The following is a 17,182-nucleotide window of genomic DNA, read 5'->3' as shown; positions in this document are numbered from 1 at the left end:
AGACAGGGATTTCAGCTGCCGTTAAGTCTGTGTAATTGAGGCTAAATCCAGGAATAAATCACGGCTTTTGAGCCGAAATAATGCCAGTAGCAGACGATAGGGGCATGAAACAGCGAATTTCCGGCGTTAATTCAAGTTGAGCGTAATTCGTACAATTTATTTTATCTGTTTGTTTTAATAATTTATTTCAGCATTTTTCGGGCTTTTTACACGCACTTATTGACGAAAAAGCGTAAGAGCCGTTTGCGCAAGACTGGGTTCCAATTTACAATATGCGCCTAAATAATCTGATGTGCGGTGTGTCGGTGTTTGTCGCATACTCCGTCTACTTCTTAAACTACTCATTAAAGTTGAATCATGACCGAATTATCCAAATACAGAAACATTGGTATCTTCGCTCACGTTGACGCGGGTAAAACCACGACCACCGAGCGTATCCTTAAGCTAACCGGTAAGATCCACAAGATCGGTGAAGTTCACGATGGTGAATCAACCACCGACTTCATGGAACAGGAAGCTGAGCGCGGTATTACCATTCAGTCTGCTGCCGTAAGTTGCTTCTGGAACGATCACCGTTTCAACGTCATCGACACCCCAGGCCACGTTGACTTCACAGTTGAAGTTTACCGTTCTCTGAAAGTGCTTGACGGCGGTATCGGTGTATTCTGTGGTTCAGGCGGTGTTGAGCCTCAATCAGAAACCAACTGGCGTTATGCTAACGAATCTGAAGTTGCCCGTATCATCTTCGTAAACAAGCTGGACCGTATGGGTGCCGACTTCTTGCGTGTTGTTAAGCAAACTAAAGACGTATTGGCTGCGACTCCGCTGGTCATGGTTCTGCCTATCGGTATCGAAGACGAATTCACAGGTGTTGTCGATCTCTTGACCCGTAAGGCGCACATCTGGGATGACACTGGTCTGCCAGAAAACTTCACAGTCACTGATGTCCCTGCCGACATGGTTGACCTGGTTGAAGAATACCGTGAAATGCTGATCGAAACTGCCGTTGAGCAGGATGACGATCTGATGGAAGCTTACATGGAAGGCGAAGAGCCATCTATGGAAGACATCAAGCGTTGTATCCGTAAGGGTACCCGTACTCTGGCATTCTTCCCTACATACTGTGGTTCTGCCTTCAAGAACAAAGGTATGCAGTTGTTGCTTGACGCAGTTGTCGATTACCTGCCTGCACCACAGGAAGTTGATCCACAGCCACTGACAGACGAAGAAGGCAATGAAACCGGCGAATTCGCTATCGTTTCTGCCGATGAGCCACTGAAAGCATTGGCGTTCAAGATCATGGATGACCGTTTCGGCGCCCTGACCTTCGTACGTATCTATTCTGGTCGTCTGAAGAAGGGTGACACCATCCTCAACAGCGCTACCGGCAAGACTGAGCGTATCGGCCGTATGGTTGAGATGCAAGCCGATGAGCGTAACGAACTGGAATCGGCTCAAGCCGGTGACATCATCGCCATCGTGGGCATGAAGAACGTGCAAACGGGTCACACTCTGTGTGATGTCAAGCATCCTTGTACTCTGGAAGCCATGGTGTTCCCAGAGCCAGTAATCTCTATCGCAGTTGCGCCTAAAGATAAAGGCGGCTCTGAGAAGATGGGTATCGCTATCGGTAAGATGATCGCCGAAGATCCATCATTCCGCGTAGAGACTGACGAAGATTCAGGTGAAACCATCCTTAAAGGTATGGGTGAATTGCACTTGGACATCAAGGTCGACATCCTGAAGCGTACTTACGGTGTTGAGCTGATCGTGGGTGAACCACAGGTTGCTTACCGTGAAACCATCACTGCCCAGGTTGAAGATCAGTACACCCATAAGAAACAATCTGGTGGTTCAGGTCAATTCGGTAAGATCGAATACGTTATCCGTCCTGGTGAGCCAAACTCTGGCTTCGTGTTCAAGTCTTCTGTTGTTGGTGGTAACGTTCCTAAGGAATTCTGGCCAGCAGTTGAGAAAGGCTTCGGCAGCATGATGAACACAGGTACCATAGCTGGCTTCCCAGTGTTGGACGTTGAGTTCGAACTGACCGACGGTGCATACCACGCAGTCGACTCATCAGCCATCGCGTTCGAAATCGCTGCTAAAGGCGCGTTCCGTCAGTCTATCGCTAAAGCCAAGCCACAGTTGCTTGAGCCAGTGATGAAAGTTGACGTGTTCAGCCCAGAAGACAACGTGGGTGACGTAATCGGTGACTTGAACCGTCGTCGCGGCATGATCAAAGACCAAGTTGCAGGCGTAACTGGTGTGCGTATCAAGGCTGACGTACCTTTATCAGAAATGTTCGGTTACATAGGTACTCTGCGTACCATGACTTCAGGCCGTGGTCAGTTCTCTATGGAGTTCTCACACTACAGCGCTTGTCCAAACAGCGTAGCCGAGAAAGTTGTAACTCAAGTTAAAGAACGTAAGGCTGCTGAAGCTAAGAAGTAATTCTTAACCTCACCGCTTAGAAAAACCGCTGATGAGCTCAAGCTCTCAGCGGTTTTTTTTTGCTTCCTTGGCCGGATGCCGAGCCCGTTATCCAGTTTCGAATTCGGGTCGGTCGCAAACGCCAGCGCCAGAAACACCAGAGGCGCCCCAAGTTGCCTTGGGACGCCTCTGGCGTTGCTTTTGTGCTCTTTTGTTGCCTGGCCGCTATATCCGGCTTAGGACCTCAGTCCTGCAATGAATAGGGCAAGGCCAGGACCCTGAGGCTGGACGCCGCATCATCGGCGACCCGCAGCCGGGCATCGGCCTGGGTGTCGTTGGCGAGCACAGCCGTCAATAACACCTTCTGTCCCCGCTGCACATATTCTATGATCTGCCCGGCACGGCGAAAGCCGTCTTCCAGCGCTATCTCCAGTTTGGTATCCAGACCCAGCTCGGCTTCAGTATGGCCCGCCAGCACATACAGGGCGCGTTTATTGCCGCCCCGGTATTTCATCCGTGCTATGGTTTCCTGTCCCATGTAGCAGCCCTTGGTGAAGCTGATGCCGTCGATTGCCTGCAGGTTGCACATCTGGGGCACGTATTGACCCGAGTGTTCGGCGCTGAGGTTGGGGTAACCTGCCAAGATCTCCAATGCCTGCCAGGCGCTGGCATCATAGACTTGGGTATCGAGTCTCTGTTCGAAAGCGGCAGCGGCGGCGCTGGACAGCATGAGCAGATAACGCGGGCCGTCTTTGAGGATAGCGCCGCCTTCGATCTGGGTCAGCCCGGCCATGGCGGCGCCGTCGGTGGTGACACCGAAAGTGTCATGGATGAAGCGCTCGGCCTTGTCGCCGGCAACACCGAACAACTGCCAATCGCCTGTAACATCACTGAGTTCGGCCTTGCTGAAGACGGCATATTTCTGCAGCTGGGGCAAATCTACCCCTATGCTCGAGCTCGGCAGCAGCATGAACAGGCTGTCGTCCAGATCAAAGATCCTGAAACTGGCGAGCATCTTACCCTTGGGATCGCAGTGGGCACCCCAGCGCCATTGGTCCTTCCCGAGCGAACTTATGTCTGTGGTGACTTGTCCCTGGATGAAACTGTGGCCCTGTTCACCGCAGATGCGGATTAGCCCCAGATGAGACAGTTTGGCTAACAGCAGATCTGGTTGTGGAGCGTCCAGATCCCAGTTGGGTTGAGAAACCGAAATCGTCATAGTGAGATCCTGAAAGTGATGCGTTGCATTAGCTGGAATTGTAACGGATTTACCTGAGCGCCGGAATAAACAAAACGCACATATCCTGGATAGAATAAGTGCGCTTCTTTGGTGTCAGCCCGAGGATGTCGGCTTTAGGTTAAAACAGCAGACGGGTGCGTATGGTGCCTTCGATGGACTTAAGGTGCTCCAGAGCCTGCTCGGCCTGATGGGTATCGACCTCCATCACCACATAACCTATCTCGGCCGTGGTCTGCAGGTATTGGGCGGCAATGTTGATGCCCTGCTCGGCGAAGACCTGGTTGATCTTGATCAGTACCCCGGGACGGTTTTGGTGAATATGCAGCAGACGCGAGGTGCCTTTATGCTGCGGCAGTGAGACCTCGGGGAAGTTGACCGCGGACACAGTCGAGCCATTGTCCGAATACTTGGCCAGTTTACCGGCGACTTCTATGCCTATGTTTTCCTGGGCCTCGGCCGTGCTGCCACCCACATGTGGCGTGAGGATCACATTGTCCAGGCCACGCAGTGGGCTGATAAACTCGTCATCGTTGGACTTGGGCTCGACCGGGAACACGTCTATGGCCGCGCCAGCCAGGTGCAGCTCCTTCAGGGCCGCCGTCAGGGCATCTATATCCACCACTGTGCCCCGTGAGGCATTGATGAAGATGCTGCCCTTGCGCATGCAGGCCAGCTCGGCGCTGCCTATCATGTCTTTGGTCTGGGGCGTCTCCGGGACATGCAGGCTCACCACATCGGCTTGTGCCAGCAATTGCTCCATCGAATGTATCTGTTGGGCATTGCCCAGGGGTAATTTGTCTTCTATGTCGAAGAACACCACCCGCATGCCCAGGGTCTCCGCCAGGATGCCGAGTTGCGTGCCTATGTGGCCATAGCCTATTACGCCCAGGGTCTTGCCCCTGACTTCGAAACTGCCGTTAGCACTCTTGAGCCAGCCGCCCCTGTGCGCTATGGCGTTACGCTGGGGAATACCGCGCATCAGCATGATGATTTCGCCCAGGACCAGCTCGGCCACACTGCGGGTATTGGAGAAGGGGGCATTGAACACAGGGATACCCAGGGACTCGGCGGTGGTGATATCCACCTGGTTGGTGCCGATACAGAAACAGCCGATGGCGACTAACTTCTCGGCATTACGCAATACCTCGGCCGTCAGTTGAGTGCGGGATCTCAGGCCAACGAAATGGACATCCTTGATGGCCTTGAGCAGCTCAGCCTCGCCCAGCGATGCCTTGTGATACTCGATATTGGTATAACCTGCCCGCTCCAGTACATCTACCGCAGATTGGTGGACGCCTTCCAACAGCAGGATCTTAATCTTATCCTTGTCCAGCGAGTGTTTCGCCATGATGTGGGTACCCTTGATTATTGTTGCGAATCTTATGCCAATCATGCTGTGGATTGGCGTTATGCTATGCTCACTGTCACCGCCCACCCAAAGTAGCATTATTTTTGTCTGCTGTGGAGGGCTGGATGGCTAAAGTTAATATTCTAAATTAAGAACAATATCGAATAAGAGGTCGTTAGCTTGCATAACAGAATCCTGTGGTTGGGAATATACAGCCTTGTGCTCATTTGGTCAGTCATAAATCCCCATGATCGCTTCACCTGGTGGCTGGAAGCCATTCCCGCCCTGGTGGCTTTGCCGCTGTTACTCCTTACCCGCAATCGTTTTCCGCTGACACCTTTGGCCTATGTGTTGATCTTGCTGCATTGCAGCGTACTGTTCGTCGGGGCTCATTACACCTACGCCGAGGTGCCGTTATTTGACTGGTTGGCCCAAGTGAGCGGTAGCGAGCGCAATAACTATGACAAGCTGGGGCATTTCGCCCAGGGCTTTGTGCCGGCGATACTGGCGCGGGAGATCCTCTTGCGTCAGGAAGCGGTCAAGCCGGGCGCTTGGTGCGCCTTCCTGGTAGGCTGTTTCGTGCTGGCCTTATCCGCCTTCTATGAGCTGATCGAATGGTGGGTGGCACTGGCAAGCGGCGAAGGGGCCGATGCGTTTCTCGGCACCCAAGGCTATGTCTGGGATACCCAATCGGACATGTTGATGGCATTGATAGGGGCCATAGTCGCACTCAGCCTCTTATCCCGACGCCATGACAGTCAGTTGCGCCGGCTTAAGGGCTGAACAGCGGCAAGTGCCCGCCGGGCTAAAGCCGCCGCCTTAGACTAAGCTAAGCAATGCTAAACCCGAATTCACTCTGTGGAGGGGTATCATGGTGACGCACACTATGGCAGGGCAGCCGCTACGAGTACCTATCTGGTTCCGGCTGTTTGCCTTGGTGAGCCTGCTGTGGAACCTGTTGGGTTTGATGACTTTCTTGGTGCAGATGAATCTGGACTCGCAAGCGATAGCTCAGATGAGCCAGGCCGAGCGCTACATGTACGACACCACCCCAGTCTGGCTCAATTGGGTGCTCGGCAGTGCCCTGCTCTCTGGCCTGCTGGGATGCCTGCTGCTATTGCTGAGAAGGCGCCAGGCCCTGGGCATGCTGCTCCTGTCGCTAGTCGCAGTGCTGTTGCACTTGGGCTATGTGTTCGGGGTGCAGGATGCCATGGCGGCATTGGGGGTCGAAGCCTTGCCCATACCGCTGCTGGTGCTCAGCTGGGCGGTCTTGTTGGTGTGGGTCGGCAATTTTGCCGGCGAGCGCCGCTGGCTGCATTGATACTAGAATTGACACCAGGATTGACGCTAGGTTCGAGGCCGGCTATCGGGCTCGCCAAGCTTGCCAGGATCTGCCCAGGCGCCGTTTCCTTCCCCAAAAACTGTCCCGCCAATGATTTCAGTGTTTAAACTTCCCCGCCAGCCCAGTAGACTGGCTCGCATATTTAGCGACAGGAAGTGAAGTATGAGTATTTGGTTCAGACCCGTCAGTTTGGCCGACTGTGCCAGGCTGGATTTAGGCATGCAGGGGAAGGGCACCCTGATGCAGACCTTGGGCATAGAGATAAGTGAGATAGGCGACGACTATATGAAGGCGACCATGCAGGCATCGCCGGCTGTGCATAACCCCCTGGGGATAGTGCATGGCGGCGCCAATGTGGTGTTGGCGGAAACGGTTGCCAGCTATGCGGCCAATTTTGCCGTCGATTTCGAAAATTACTATTGTGTCGGTCAGGAAATCAATGCCAACCATCTGCGCGCCGCCCGCAATGGCGTACTGGTGGCGACGGCCAAACCCGTGCATCTGGGCAAACGCAGCTCGGTATGGGAAGTCTTGATCCACAACGCCGGGGGAGAGTTGACCTGTATCTCCCGCATGACGGCGGCCGTGGTGAAACGTTAATCTTCGGGAGACAGATATTTTTCAGGAGTCGGGATGATGAAACCGAGAGACCATTTGCTGACCGCCGCCGAGATTGCGGCCATGGAAGCGGAAACCAAGACCCACTTCTTAAATCCCAGGGCGACCAGGGCAAAAAAGTCCCTCGGCGACGCCATAGGGTTGCAGCATATCGGGGTGCACCAGATCAGCATAGCCCCGGGTTGCGACAGTACCGAATACCATAAACACTATTTCGAGGAGGAATGTGTCTATGTGCTCAGCGGTGTGGGTGAGGCCCATATCGGAGGGGAAACCTTCGCCCTGGGCGCCGGGGACTTCATGGCTTTTCCGGCCAATGGCACGGGTCATGCCATGCACAACAATGGCACTCAGCCCTTGGTCTTCCTGGTCATGGGTCAGAGACTGGTGCAGGACGTGGCCGATTATCCCCGTCAGAACAAGCGATTGTATCGGCATCAGGGCAGTTGGGATCTGGTGGATATAGAGGCAATAGATAAACTCAGGTGAGGATGCGGCCGGTCAATATCCAGGCAAAGACTCGCCTGGACTGATCCGGGTCAAAGATCAGGACGGCCGCTGCGGCACAATAGCAGCAGGTGCCGACGATAAGAAACGGGTCATTAGCCGGCAAAGCATGCCGGGCTTTTATGGGAGTGAGTATGGAAAGTGCAACAATATGGGAATGGGTGGGTTATCTGGCATCCGTGGTGGTCGCCATTTCGTTGATGATGGCCAATATCAAGAAACTGCGTTGGTGGAACCTGACTGGGGCGGCGCTGTTCGTGGCCTATGGTTTGGCGATTGGGGCCCTGCCCGTCGCCCTGGTGAACTTCTTCATAGTGCTGATAGACATTTATTATCTGTTTAAGCTATACCGTCAGTCCTAGGGCGCCGGCGGCCGATTTACCCGGCCGCCGGTTAGGCTCACGGATGTTAATCTTAAAAAACGATTGATAACATCTATTTTAACCGTTTTATATATTCTTTAGTGCCGCCTATGCTTGAGCCATCCAGTAGATAACTGAGCCGCATAGGTAAGGGAAAAGTGTCATGGCAACAATTTACGATGTCATAGAAACCTGGTTAGCCCAAGACAAGCACACTAAGGAATAAGCATAATGAATCAACAAGATAAGTATCTCACCAGCCAGAATGGCGCCCCTGTGGCAGACGATCAGAATTCGTTGTCGGCGGGGGAGCGCGGTCCTCTGTTACTTCAGGATTGGCATCTCATTGAAAAATTAGCCCACTTCAATCGTGAGCGCATCCCTGAGCGGATAGTGCATGCCAAGGGAACCGGTGTCTATGGCACCTTTACCCTGACGAAAGATCTCAGCGAATACACTATAGCCGAGCATTTCAACGGCGTGGGTAAGCAGACAGAGACCTTCGTGCGCTTCTCCACCGTCGGTGGCGAGATGGGCAGTGCCGATGCCGAGCGTGATCCCCGGGGATTCGGGCTGCGTTTCTACACTGGCCGTGGCAATCACGATATCGTCGGCAACAATACCCCGACGTTTTTTCTGCGTGACGGCATCAAGTTCCCCGATTTCATCCATACCCAGAAACGCCATCCGCAGACCAACCTCAAAGATCCCCAGGCCATGTGGGATTTCTGGGCCCTGAATCCCGAGGCCCTGCACCAGGTGACCATCCTCATGTCGGACAGGGGCATACCGGCCAATTACCGTCAGATGCATGGCTTCGGCTCCCACACCTTCTCCTTCTGGAATGCCGAAGGCGAGCGTTTCTGGGTTAAATTTCATTTCAAGACCCAGCAGGGCATAGCCAACCTGACGGCCGAGCAGGCGGACATACTCAAGGGGATAGATCCGGATTCGTCACAGCGCGACATGGTGGCGGCGGTAACCGACGGTAACTTCCCCCGCTGGACTGTGCAGATACAGCTGATGCCCGAAGCCGAGGCCAATACCTATCATATAAACCCCTTCGACTTGACCAAGGTATGGCCCCATAAGGACTATCCACTGATGGATATAGGGGTGCTTGAGCTGAACCGTTTGCCGCAGAATTATTTTGCCGAAGTCGAGCAAGTGGCGCTGGCGCCGAGCAATTTGGTGCCGGGTGTCGGTGCCTCGCCGGATAAGATGTTGCAGGCGCGCCTGTTTGCCTATGCCGATGCCCAGCGCTATCGCATAGGCACCAATTACAACCAGTTGGCAGTGAACTGTCCCCATGCCGCCAAGGCCAGGCATTACCAACGCGGCGGCGCCATGGCGGGCGGTCAGTGTGGTTTCCCGGGCAACCAGACGGGCGGCGATGCCGGCGTCAACTATGGCCCCAACTCGGCCGACGGACTCGGCGAAGCGGCTCAGTTTGCCGAGCCGCCATTGAGACTGGAGGGGGAGGCGAGCCGTTACAGCCGCTACGATCAGGATGACTTCAGTCAGGCGGGGGACTTGTATCGTCTCTTGCCCGAGGATGAAAAAGCCCGCTTGATCGGCAACATAAGTGGCAGCCTGAGCCAGGTAACCCTGGGGGTGCAACTGAAGATGCTGCAGCACTTCAGTGCCGCCGACAGGGATTATGGCCAGAGAGTCAGGCTGGCCCTGGGTCTTTAAGCCTTTAGCCGGCCGATACCGGTCGCAAACAACAGGGAGGCCATGCCTCCCTGTGTTATTTTCCTACCACAAGAGCGTCGCCATTCCCAAAGCGGCGAATAGCAGGGCACAACCCCTGTGGATCCACTGCAGCGGCAGCCGGTCGGCACTCAAGTGGCCGGCGATGACCACGGGCACATTGGCGAGCAACATGCCCAGGGTCGTGCCCGCCACTACCATGGCCAAGGCGTCGTATTTGGCCGCCAGCACCAAGGTGGCTATCTGGGTCTTGTCGCCCATCTCGGCGAGAAAAAACAATATGAAGGTCGCCATGAAGGCCCCCCAAAGATAGACGCGGCTTTCCCCTGCTTCGACCTTATCCGGCACCAAAATCCACAGGGCCATGGCGAAGAAAGAGGCGGCAACCAGATAGCGGGCCACATCTGGATCGACCCAGGCAATGGCCCATTGTCCCAGCCAGGCCGCCGCCAGATGGTTGAGCAGGGTCGCGAACAGTATGCCCGAGATGATGGCGGTCTTATTCTTGAAACGCGCGGCCAGCAGCAAGGCGAGCAATTGGGTCTTATCCCCTATCTCGGCGATGGCAACGGTAAAGGTTGAGGCTAACAGTGCTTGCAAAATAGATCCTTAGGGGTGAAATTCAGACAACCGAGCACAACTTCCGTCCACCCCAAAGTGCCGGAAACCATGCTCGGGTCTTGCCGGGCAGATCTGTGTGATCTGCTGTAAGTACCATGGCATTTGGCCAAGTATGTTGATACTTACCCCATAATTTAAGCCTGACTCAAACTATGGTTAGCTACTCCCCCGAAGCGAGGAGGGCATTATAACGCCTATCCCTGCGGGTTCAAGCCCGGGATGAGCAATCTGCCCCATGGCGAGGCATTCAGGCCAAGAACTCCCACAGTGGCTGGACAGAGTTGCCTTTTTCGACGCCAAGTGTATTGCCTGTTATCGGCTGCGTCTGTTAATGTCGAAGCCCTGTTGAGCATTCGCTGAAGCGGCCAGCAGCTGAGACCATTCAATAATTAAAATAATCAAAATAGGATATACGTGGTGAATTTGAAAATTTTGGGCTCCATCGCCATAGTCGGGGGGACGGCGATTGGTGCCGGCATGTTGGCCCTGCCGCTGGCAACAGCCGCCTTAGGTGTGATACCCGCCTTTTTGTTGTTGGTCTTGGTTTGGGGGATTTCCGCTTATACCTCATTGCTCATGCTGGAGATCAACCTGCGTGCCGGCGTGGGGGACAACGTCCATGCCATCACGGGTAAGACGCTGGGCAAGGTGGGACAGTTTATTCAAGGCGCTTCCTTTCTCAGCCTGCTGATCGCCTTGACCGCGGCCTATCTGAGCGGCGGCTCCTCGCTGTTGGTGCTCAAGGCCCAGGCCTTGTTTGGCATGCAACTGGACAGCCAGCTCGCCGTTATCCTGTTTACCGTGTTTCTGGGGGGCTTTGCCGCCTTTGGTGTCGCCTGGATCGACAAGGCATCGCGGCTGCTGTTTTCACTCATGATAGGCATGCTGGTCCTGGTGGTCGTATTCCTGTTGCCCGAAGTGGATCTCTCCTGGTTTGCGACCCAGGGCAGGACGACCCCGGCGGGGGACGGCAACATGACCTTCTGGATGGCGGCCATCCCTGTGGTATTCACCTCCTTCGGTTTTCATGTGTGTATTGCCACTTTGGTGCGCTATCTGGATGGCGATGCCGTCACGCTGCGCAAGGTGTTGCTGATAGGCTCTAGCATTCCGCTGATCTGCTACCTGTTATGGCTTAGTGCGACCTTAGGCACCCTCGGCGGCGAGACGGTAACGGGCTTCCATGGTTCGCTCTCCGGGCTCATCAGTGCGCTGCAAGCCATAGCGAATTCATCCATAGTGAGCAAATGTATTGGCTTGTTTGCCGATCTGGCGCTCATTACCTCCTTCCTTGGGGTGACCATGAGCCTGTTCGACTTCATTGCCGAACTCACCCGGGCGCGTTCGACCGTGTTCGGACGCCTGCAAACCTGGCTTATCACCTTCGTGCCACCGCTGTTATGTGCCCTGTATTATCCCGACGGTTTCGTCACTGTGTTGGGGTTTGCCGCCATGCCTCTGGTGATCATGATTATTTTCTTACCTGTGGCCATGGCACTTGGACAGCGCAAACAACAGATGACGGGCTACCAGGTTTCGGGGGGGAAACCCGCACTGCTGCTGACGGCCTTGCTGGGAGTCATCATCATAGCCGCCCAGCTGGCGGTGGCACTCTAGTGACCGCGGCAGCCTCTTGAGCCGGTTAGTGTAAGCGAGTTTGTTTTTCGCTATTCGTGATTGGAAACAATATGATAGAGTCAGACCTTGTGTCTGGCTCTTTTTTTTTTAGCCCGGCATTGGCATTGGATAAGCCCGACTCAATCAATAAAACACTAAAAGGAATTTAGTATAATGAAAAGATGGTTTCTCAGCGCGGTGCTTGCCGCAAGTTTTGGGGCTCAGGCCGATGAGGGCATGTGGCAGCCTCATCAGCTTCCGGCCATGGCAGATGAACTCAAGGCCAAGGGACTGGAGATAGATGCCGAGTCCATCTCCAAGCTGACCGAATTTCCCATGAATGCCGTTATCAGCCTGGGTGGCTGCACAGCTTCTTTCGTGTCCCCCAAGGGGCTGGTGGTGACCAATCATCACTGCGCCTACGGCGCCATCCAATATAACTCCACCCCGGAAAAGAACCTGCTGCAGGACGGTTTCCTCGCCAAGACGTTTGCCGACGAACTGCCGGCCACCCCGGGCTCGCGTATTTATGTCACGGAAGCGGTCACAGAGGTGACCGACAAGGTGCAGGCCGGCCTGGGCAAGTTGATGGGCCAAGACTTCTATCGCGGCATAGAGCTGGCCGAGAAATCTTTGGTGGCCGGGTGTGAGAAGGAGGTTGGCTATCGCTGCCAGGTCTACAGCTTCCACGGTGGCCTGGAATATTACCTGGTCAAGCAACTGGAAATCCGTGATGTGCGGCTCGTGTATAACCCGGCCGCCAGTGTCGGCAAATACGGTGGCGACATAGACAACTGGATGTGGCCCCGCCACACGGGCGATTTCTCCTTCTATCGCGCCTATGTGGCCAAGAATGGCAAGCCGGCGGACTTCAGCACTGACAATGTGCCTTTCCAGCCCAAGAGCTTCCTCAAGGTGTCGGCCAAAGGCGTGAGTGAGGGGGATTTTGTCATGGTGGCCGGCTACCCTGGGCGCACCAACAGATATCGCACCGCGGCTGAGGTGCAGAACCAGTTCGAATGGGCCTATCCAGCGGGCAAACAGCTGCGGGAAGGTTTCATCGACATCATCAAGGCGACCGCGCCCGAAGGCAGTGACGAGCGCATCAAGTACGAGAGCCTGCTCGCCGGGCTGGCCAACTATGCCAAGAACTTTACTTCCATGATCGAGTTCTATGGCAAGTCGAGCATGCTGGCCGACCGTCGGGCCCGCGAGGCCGAGCTGTCGGCCTGGATCAAGCAAGATGGCGCCAGGGAAGCCAAGTACGGCCATACCCTTGCCGATTTGCATAAGCTGAACATTCGCAACGAAGCCCATCAGGAACGCGATATCCTGATGGGTTATATGGGCTACACAGGCATGCTGCCGACGGCCCGCGACTTGTACCGTCTCGCCAATGAAAAGACCCTGCCGGACATGCAGCGCGAGCCCGGCTATCAGCAACGCGACATGATCCGCTTCAAGGCGAGCATGGAACGTCTGGATCGCCGTTATGCCCCGAGTGTCGACAAGGCGGTGTTGCTCGACTTGCTCGAGCGTTATGCGGCGCTGCCGGGTGAGCAACATTTGCCGGCGCTGGATAAGGCCCTTGGCATAGGCGAGAGCTTGGATGTTGCCGAACTGGCCAAGACAGTGGATAAGCTATACGCCAATACCGAATTGGGCAATAAGGACACACGTCTGGGCTGGATGGAGAAATCCGTCGCCGACTTCAAGGCATCCGATGACCCTTTCATCCGGCTTGCGGTCGCCATGTATGACACAGACATGGCGCTGGAAAAACAACAGAAGGCCATAGAAGGTGAGCTGATGCGGGTGCGTCCGCGCTACATGGATGCCATCATAGCCTTCAATCGCGAGCAGGGTAAGCCTGTGTATGCCGATGCCAACTCTAGCCTGCGGGTCTCGGTCGGGCAGGTGCAAGGCTACTCGCCGACCGACGGCATGCTGGCGGCGCCCTTCACCAGCTTGGAGGGCATAGTGCAGAAAGACACGGGCGTGGCGCCTTTCGATGCTCCCAAGCGTGAACTCGAGTTGATAAAACAGCAGCAGTACGGGGATTTCGGCACCGAGTCGCTCGGCTCAGTGCCTGTGAACTTCCTCTCGACCCTGGATACCACGGGGGGCAACTCAGGCTCGCCGACCCTCAACGGCCGTGCCGAGCTGGTGGGCCTGCTGTTCGATGGCGTCTATGAGAGCATCATAGGCGACTGGGCCTATGATGCTAACCTCAACCGCTCCATCCAGCTCGACAGCCGCTACATGCTATGGGTGATGAAGTATCTGGATGAGGCCGACAACCTGCTGGCCGAGATGGAGATAGTGAACTAGCGCCTCTGGCGTCCAGGTTGCTAAAAGCCCTGCTCTTCAGGGCTTTTTTATTGGTTTTTTATGGGTTTGTTGGCGGGGATTTTTCCTGCTTGAGGCACACTAACCCGGCGATTTCCTGCTCCGTCAGCGGGCGCATCTGTCCCTCTGCCAGGTCACCCAGTTCGAGGCGCATCAACGCCACCCGCTGCAGATCTATGACCCGGTAGCCCAATGCCTGGGACATGCGGCGGATCTGGCGGTTAAGCCCCTGGGTGAGGACTATCTCGAAGCTGTCGTCCGTCAGGCGGCGGGTATCACATGGCAGGGTGCAAATGCCCTTATAGCTGACGCCCTGGGCCATCCGGGTCAGAAAGGCCTCATCTAAGGCCAGGTTCAGCCGTACATGGTAGGTCTTGCTGTGGCCGAAGTCCGGGTGCATCAGGCTGTGGGTCAACTCGCCATCATTGGTCAGCAGCAACAGCCCCCTTGAGTCCTTATCCAGACGGCCGACCGGATATAACCTGGGCTCGGCCGGCAGGAGATGCAACAGGCTGCAGGGGTCTTGCGCCAGCAAACGGCAATCCACGCCGACGGGTTTATTGAACAGCCAATAGCTAGGTGCCTGGGGCGGCCTGAGCCTGACGCCCGCGACCCTGATATCATCCAGGCATGCCTCTTGCCCATCCAGGGTGACTCTGTCCGTATGGCTTGCGGAGCGGCCGTTGAAGGTCACCAGGCCGGCATCAATCAGGCGACAGGCATGCCTGCGCGAACCCAGGCCACAGAGGGCGAGGTACTTGGCCAGCCTAGGCCGCATCTATGGCTCCTGCGCGCCCCAGGCTTGTCGCCGGCCGGCCATGCCCTTCGGCCCTGAGGCTGCGGAGCATCGCCAGAGCCAGCAGCAGGCACCAACCCAGGGTCAGCAGCGTCTGCAGCCAGATGTTAATGGCGACCCAACAAGTGTCCCCCGCCGCATGGGAACAGGGCATGAAATCCAGCGTGCGCCACTCCAGCCTCAGCATGAGCACCAGGGCGTTGAGCAGGCCGGCGATGCCGAGGTAAAACAGCGGCCTGGGACAGAGCGGGCTGCGGTTGATGCCGGCATACACGCAGAGGCAATGTAGGCAGAAGGTGCCGAGCAGATAGGCAGTGGCGACAATTCTGTGGAGTTGGAGATCGTTGATGGGGAATATGCCCATCAAAATGATGGCCAGCCCGACCCAGCAGGCGACCGCCGCCAGGTAGTTGCCGCCCCTGATCCTGGGGCGCAGTGAGAATAGCGCCAGCATGGCCAACAGCATGCATAGCCCGGAGATCATCAGGGTGAAATTGAAAATATAGGCCAGGGGGGAGGCGATATAGTCGCCCAGGGTGTCGGCCCTGACATTGAGCAGCGCCATGCCCTGCAGACTATAGTTGCGCCAGATGACCAGAGACAAGCCGAGGGCGCATAGGCTGGTCCCCAGTAAAATCAGATAGATAACCAGCCTATGCAGATCATATTGGCTGGGTTCTCTGGGGTCATGCTCGGCTGCCGCCATCGTCTCTCACCACTCGTTGCTCGGATCTGCCCTATGATGACCCAAGCTTGCTATGTTTGTCACCCGGCAGTGCTTGTCATCAATGCCGCTTGCGCAACATGACGACGACTATGGCGACCAGGGAGAGGATCATGCAGTACCAGGTATGGGATACCGCGGCCAAGGGGGTGATGCCGAATGTCGAGGCGATTAGCAGTGCCTGGGCACCATAGGGGATCAGTCCCTGGACTATGCAGGCGAAGATATCCAGTATGCTGGCGGCGCGCTTGGCGCTGACGCCATGCTTATGGGCCAATTCCTTGGCTATGTCGCCTGTGACGACTATGGAGACTGTGTTGTTGGCCACACAGGCGTTGGTGCTGGCGACTATGGCCGCCATGCCGAGTTCGGCGGCGCGGCTCGAAGGCTCGCCCCTGGCACGGGAGAAGCGGCCTATCAGGCGCTCAATCTGCCGGCTGACGAAGGCCAGCCCCCCCTGTTGTTGCATCAGGGCCGCCAGGCCACCGACTAACATGGAAAGGATGAAGATTTCCTGCATGTTGGTGAAACCTGCATAGATATCCTTGCCGAACTGGATCAGGCCATAGTCGGCGCCGAATAGCGCCGTGGCGCCGGCGAGCAGTATGCCTATGGTCAAGACCACAAATACATTCAGCCCGGCCAGTGCCAACAGCAGAATAGTCAAATAAGGAATGACCTTGAAGATCTCCACCGGCTGGTGGACCAGCTCGGCCTGGCCCTGACCGGCGAACACGAAGGCGATGAGGGTGATGAGGCAAGCCGGGAGGGCAAATATCAGGTTCTCCCTGAACTTATCTTTCATCTCACATTCCTGGGTACGGGTTGCCGCTATGGTGGTATCCGAGATGATCGACAGATTGTCACCGAAGAGGGCGCCGGACATCACGGCACCGGCCATCAGGGCATAATCTATCTGCGCCTGATCTGCGACGCCAAGGGCGATGGGCGCCACTGCGGCGATCGTGCCCATGGAGGTGCCCATGGCGGTGGCGATGAAGGCGGCGATCACGAAGAAACCTGGCAATAACAGTTGGCTCGGGATCAGTGACAGTCCGAGGGCAACAGTGGCATCGACGCCCCCCGTGGCCTTGGCGACGGCGGCAAAGGCACCGGCCAAGAGGTAGATAAGACACATGGCGATGATGTTGCTATGGCCTATCCCGGCCATGAAGGTCTCTATCGCCTGATTGAGTTTCTGTTTCGACAGGGCCAGAGCCAGGATAATGGCCGGCAGAATGGCCACCACGCTGGGCAGCTGGTAGAAGGCGAAGTCGACCCCCTGATGCTGAAAATACAGACCCGCGCCTATGAAGAGGGCCAGGAAGCTGAACAGGGGCAACAGGGCAATGAGGCTGCCCCTGGCCGGGGCTGTGCGGGTTTGAGTCTGCTTGGTCAATTCTGTCTCTCTTAAACTTAGGTAAGCCATAGGTATCCTGTTATTGGTCGCTAGCTTCGGCCGCTCCGCTGGGGCACTGGGTTGGGGGTGCAACCTCTGGTCTCTGCTAGCCGACA

The 17,182-nt window shown here is 55.9% G+C and carries 15 protein-coding genes and 1 riboswitch; of the genes, 9 read left to right on the top strand and 6 right to left on the bottom strand.

Features of this window, described 5'->3' with window-relative positions:
• The first annotated feature begins 357 nt into the window (after positions 1–357).
• Positions 358–2,451 carry an elongation factor G gene (gene fusA / locus LZP73_RS06115; protein WP_234233587.1) on the top strand — a complete coding sequence of 698 codons (2,094 nt, stop codon included), beginning with the start codon at positions 358–360 and terminating at the stop codon, positions 2,449–2,451.
• Between the two features lie 223 nt (positions 2,452–2,674).
• On the opposite strand, the gene ygfZ is transcribed toward fusA, so the two are convergent.
• Together ygfZ and serA are read right to left on the bottom strand one after the other, a co-directional pair.
• Positions 2,675–3,649: a tRNA-modifying protein YgfZ gene (gene ygfZ, locus LZP73_RS06110; RefSeq protein ID WP_234233586.1), complete on the bottom strand. Its 975-nt coding sequence runs from the start codon at positions 3,647–3,649 to the stop codon at positions 2,675–2,677.
• Between the two features lie 139 nt (positions 3,650–3,788).
• Positions 3,789–5,018: a phosphoglycerate dehydrogenase gene (gene serA / locus LZP73_RS06105; RefSeq protein ID WP_234233585.1), complete on the bottom strand. Its 1,230-nt coding sequence runs from the start codon at positions 5,016–5,018 to the stop codon at positions 3,789–3,791.
• 180 nt (positions 5,019–5,198) lie between these two features.
• Between serA and LZP73_RS06100 the strand changes: the two genes are divergently transcribed.
• The 6 genes from LZP73_RS06100 (at position 5,199) to katB (ending at position 9,542) form a co-directional block, all read left to right on the top strand.
• Positions 5,199–5,801 carry a DUF2238 domain-containing protein gene (locus tag LZP73_RS06100; protein ID WP_234233584.1) on the top strand — a complete coding sequence of 201 codons (603 nt, stop codon included), beginning with the start codon at positions 5,199–5,201 and terminating at the stop codon, positions 5,799–5,801.
• Positions 5,802–5,889: 88 nt separating this feature from the next.
• The gene (locus LZP73_RS06095) at positions 5,890–6,339 is read left to right on the top strand and encodes a hypothetical protein (protein WP_234233583.1); all 450 of its coding nucleotides are present in this window, start codon (positions 5,890–5,892) and stop codon (positions 6,337–6,339) included.
• A gap of 183 nt (positions 6,340–6,522) precedes the next feature.
• Complete coding sequence (locus tag LZP73_RS06090; protein ID WP_234233582.1) at positions 6,523–6,960, top strand: PaaI family thioesterase; 438 nt, start codon at positions 6,523–6,525, stop codon at positions 6,958–6,960.
• Between the two features lie 33 nt (positions 6,961–6,993).
• The gene (locus LZP73_RS06085) at positions 6,994–7,467 is read left to right on the top strand and encodes a cupin domain-containing protein (RefSeq protein ID WP_234233581.1); all 474 of its coding nucleotides are present in this window, start codon (positions 6,994–6,996) and stop codon (positions 7,465–7,467) included.
• Positions 7,468–7,619: 152 nt separating this feature from the next.
• The gene (locus tag LZP73_RS06080) at positions 7,620–7,847 is read left to right on the top strand and encodes a YgjV family protein (RefSeq protein ID WP_234233580.1); all 228 of its coding nucleotides are present in this window, start codon (positions 7,620–7,622) and stop codon (positions 7,845–7,847) included.
• A 231-nt stretch (positions 7,848–8,078) separates the two neighbouring features.
• Positions 8,079–9,542, top strand: coding sequence for a catalase KatB (gene katB, locus LZP73_RS06075; RefSeq protein ID WP_234233579.1), 1,464 nt, complete (start codon positions 8,079–8,081; stop codon positions 9,540–9,542).
• Positions 9,543–9,605: 63 nt separating this feature from the next.
• Here katB and LZP73_RS06070 read toward each other — a convergent pair whose 3' ends face one another.
• Positions 9,606–10,160, bottom strand: coding sequence for a TMEM165/GDT1 family protein (locus LZP73_RS06070; RefSeq protein ID WP_234233578.1), 555 nt, complete (start codon positions 10,158–10,160; stop codon positions 9,606–9,608).
• Between the two features lie 86 nt (positions 10,161–10,246).
• Positions 10,247–10,355: riboswitch (yybP-ykoY riboswitch) on the bottom strand.
• Positions 10,356–10,598: 243 nt separating this feature from the next.
• Between LZP73_RS06070 and LZP73_RS06065 the strand changes: the two genes are divergently transcribed.
• Positions 10,599–11,798, top strand: a complete 1,200-nt coding sequence (locus LZP73_RS06065) for an aromatic amino acid transport family protein (protein ID WP_234233577.1) — start codon at positions 10,599–10,601, stop codon at positions 11,796–11,798.
• Positions 11,799–11,972: 174 nt separating this feature from the next.
• On the top strand, positions 11,973–14,129 hold the full coding sequence (locus tag LZP73_RS06060; protein WP_234233576.1) for a S46 family peptidase: 2,157 nt from the start codon (positions 11,973–11,975) through the stop codon (positions 14,127–14,129).
• Positions 14,130–14,187: 58 nt separating this feature from the next.
• Here LZP73_RS06060 and LZP73_RS06055 read toward each other — a convergent pair whose 3' ends face one another.
• The 3 genes from LZP73_RS06055 to LZP73_RS06045 all read right to left on the bottom strand — a co-directional run bounded on the left by LZP73_RS06055 (position 14,188) and on the right by LZP73_RS06045 (position 17,096).
• Positions 14,188–14,925: a 23S rRNA pseudouridine(2604) synthase RluF gene (locus tag LZP73_RS06055; protein WP_234233575.1), complete on the bottom strand. Its 738-nt coding sequence runs from the start codon at positions 14,923–14,925 to the stop codon at positions 14,188–14,190.
• Positions 14,915–15,649, bottom strand: coding sequence for a hypothetical protein (locus tag LZP73_RS06050; RefSeq protein WP_234233574.1), 735 nt, complete (start codon positions 15,647–15,649; stop codon positions 14,915–14,917). The genes LZP73_RS06055 and LZP73_RS06050 overlap by 11 nt, the downstream gene beginning before the upstream one ends.
• Positions 15,650–15,728: 79 nt before the next feature.
• Positions 15,729–17,096 (bottom strand): Na+/H+ antiporter NhaC family protein, encoded by a 1,368-nt coding sequence (locus tag LZP73_RS06045; RefSeq protein ID WP_234233573.1) that lies wholly within the window; start codon positions 17,094–17,096, stop codon positions 15,729–15,731.
• Positions 17,097–17,182 lie beyond the last annotated feature (86 nt).

It is taken from the genome of Shewanella sp. AS16 (assembly GCF_021412365.1).
Lineage (GTDB): Bacteria > Pseudomonadota > Gammaproteobacteria > Enterobacterales > Shewanellaceae > Shewanella > Shewanella salipaludis.
The sequence above is the reverse complement of the archived record's forward strand: the minus strand, read 5'-3'. Positions and strand labels throughout refer to the sequence as shown.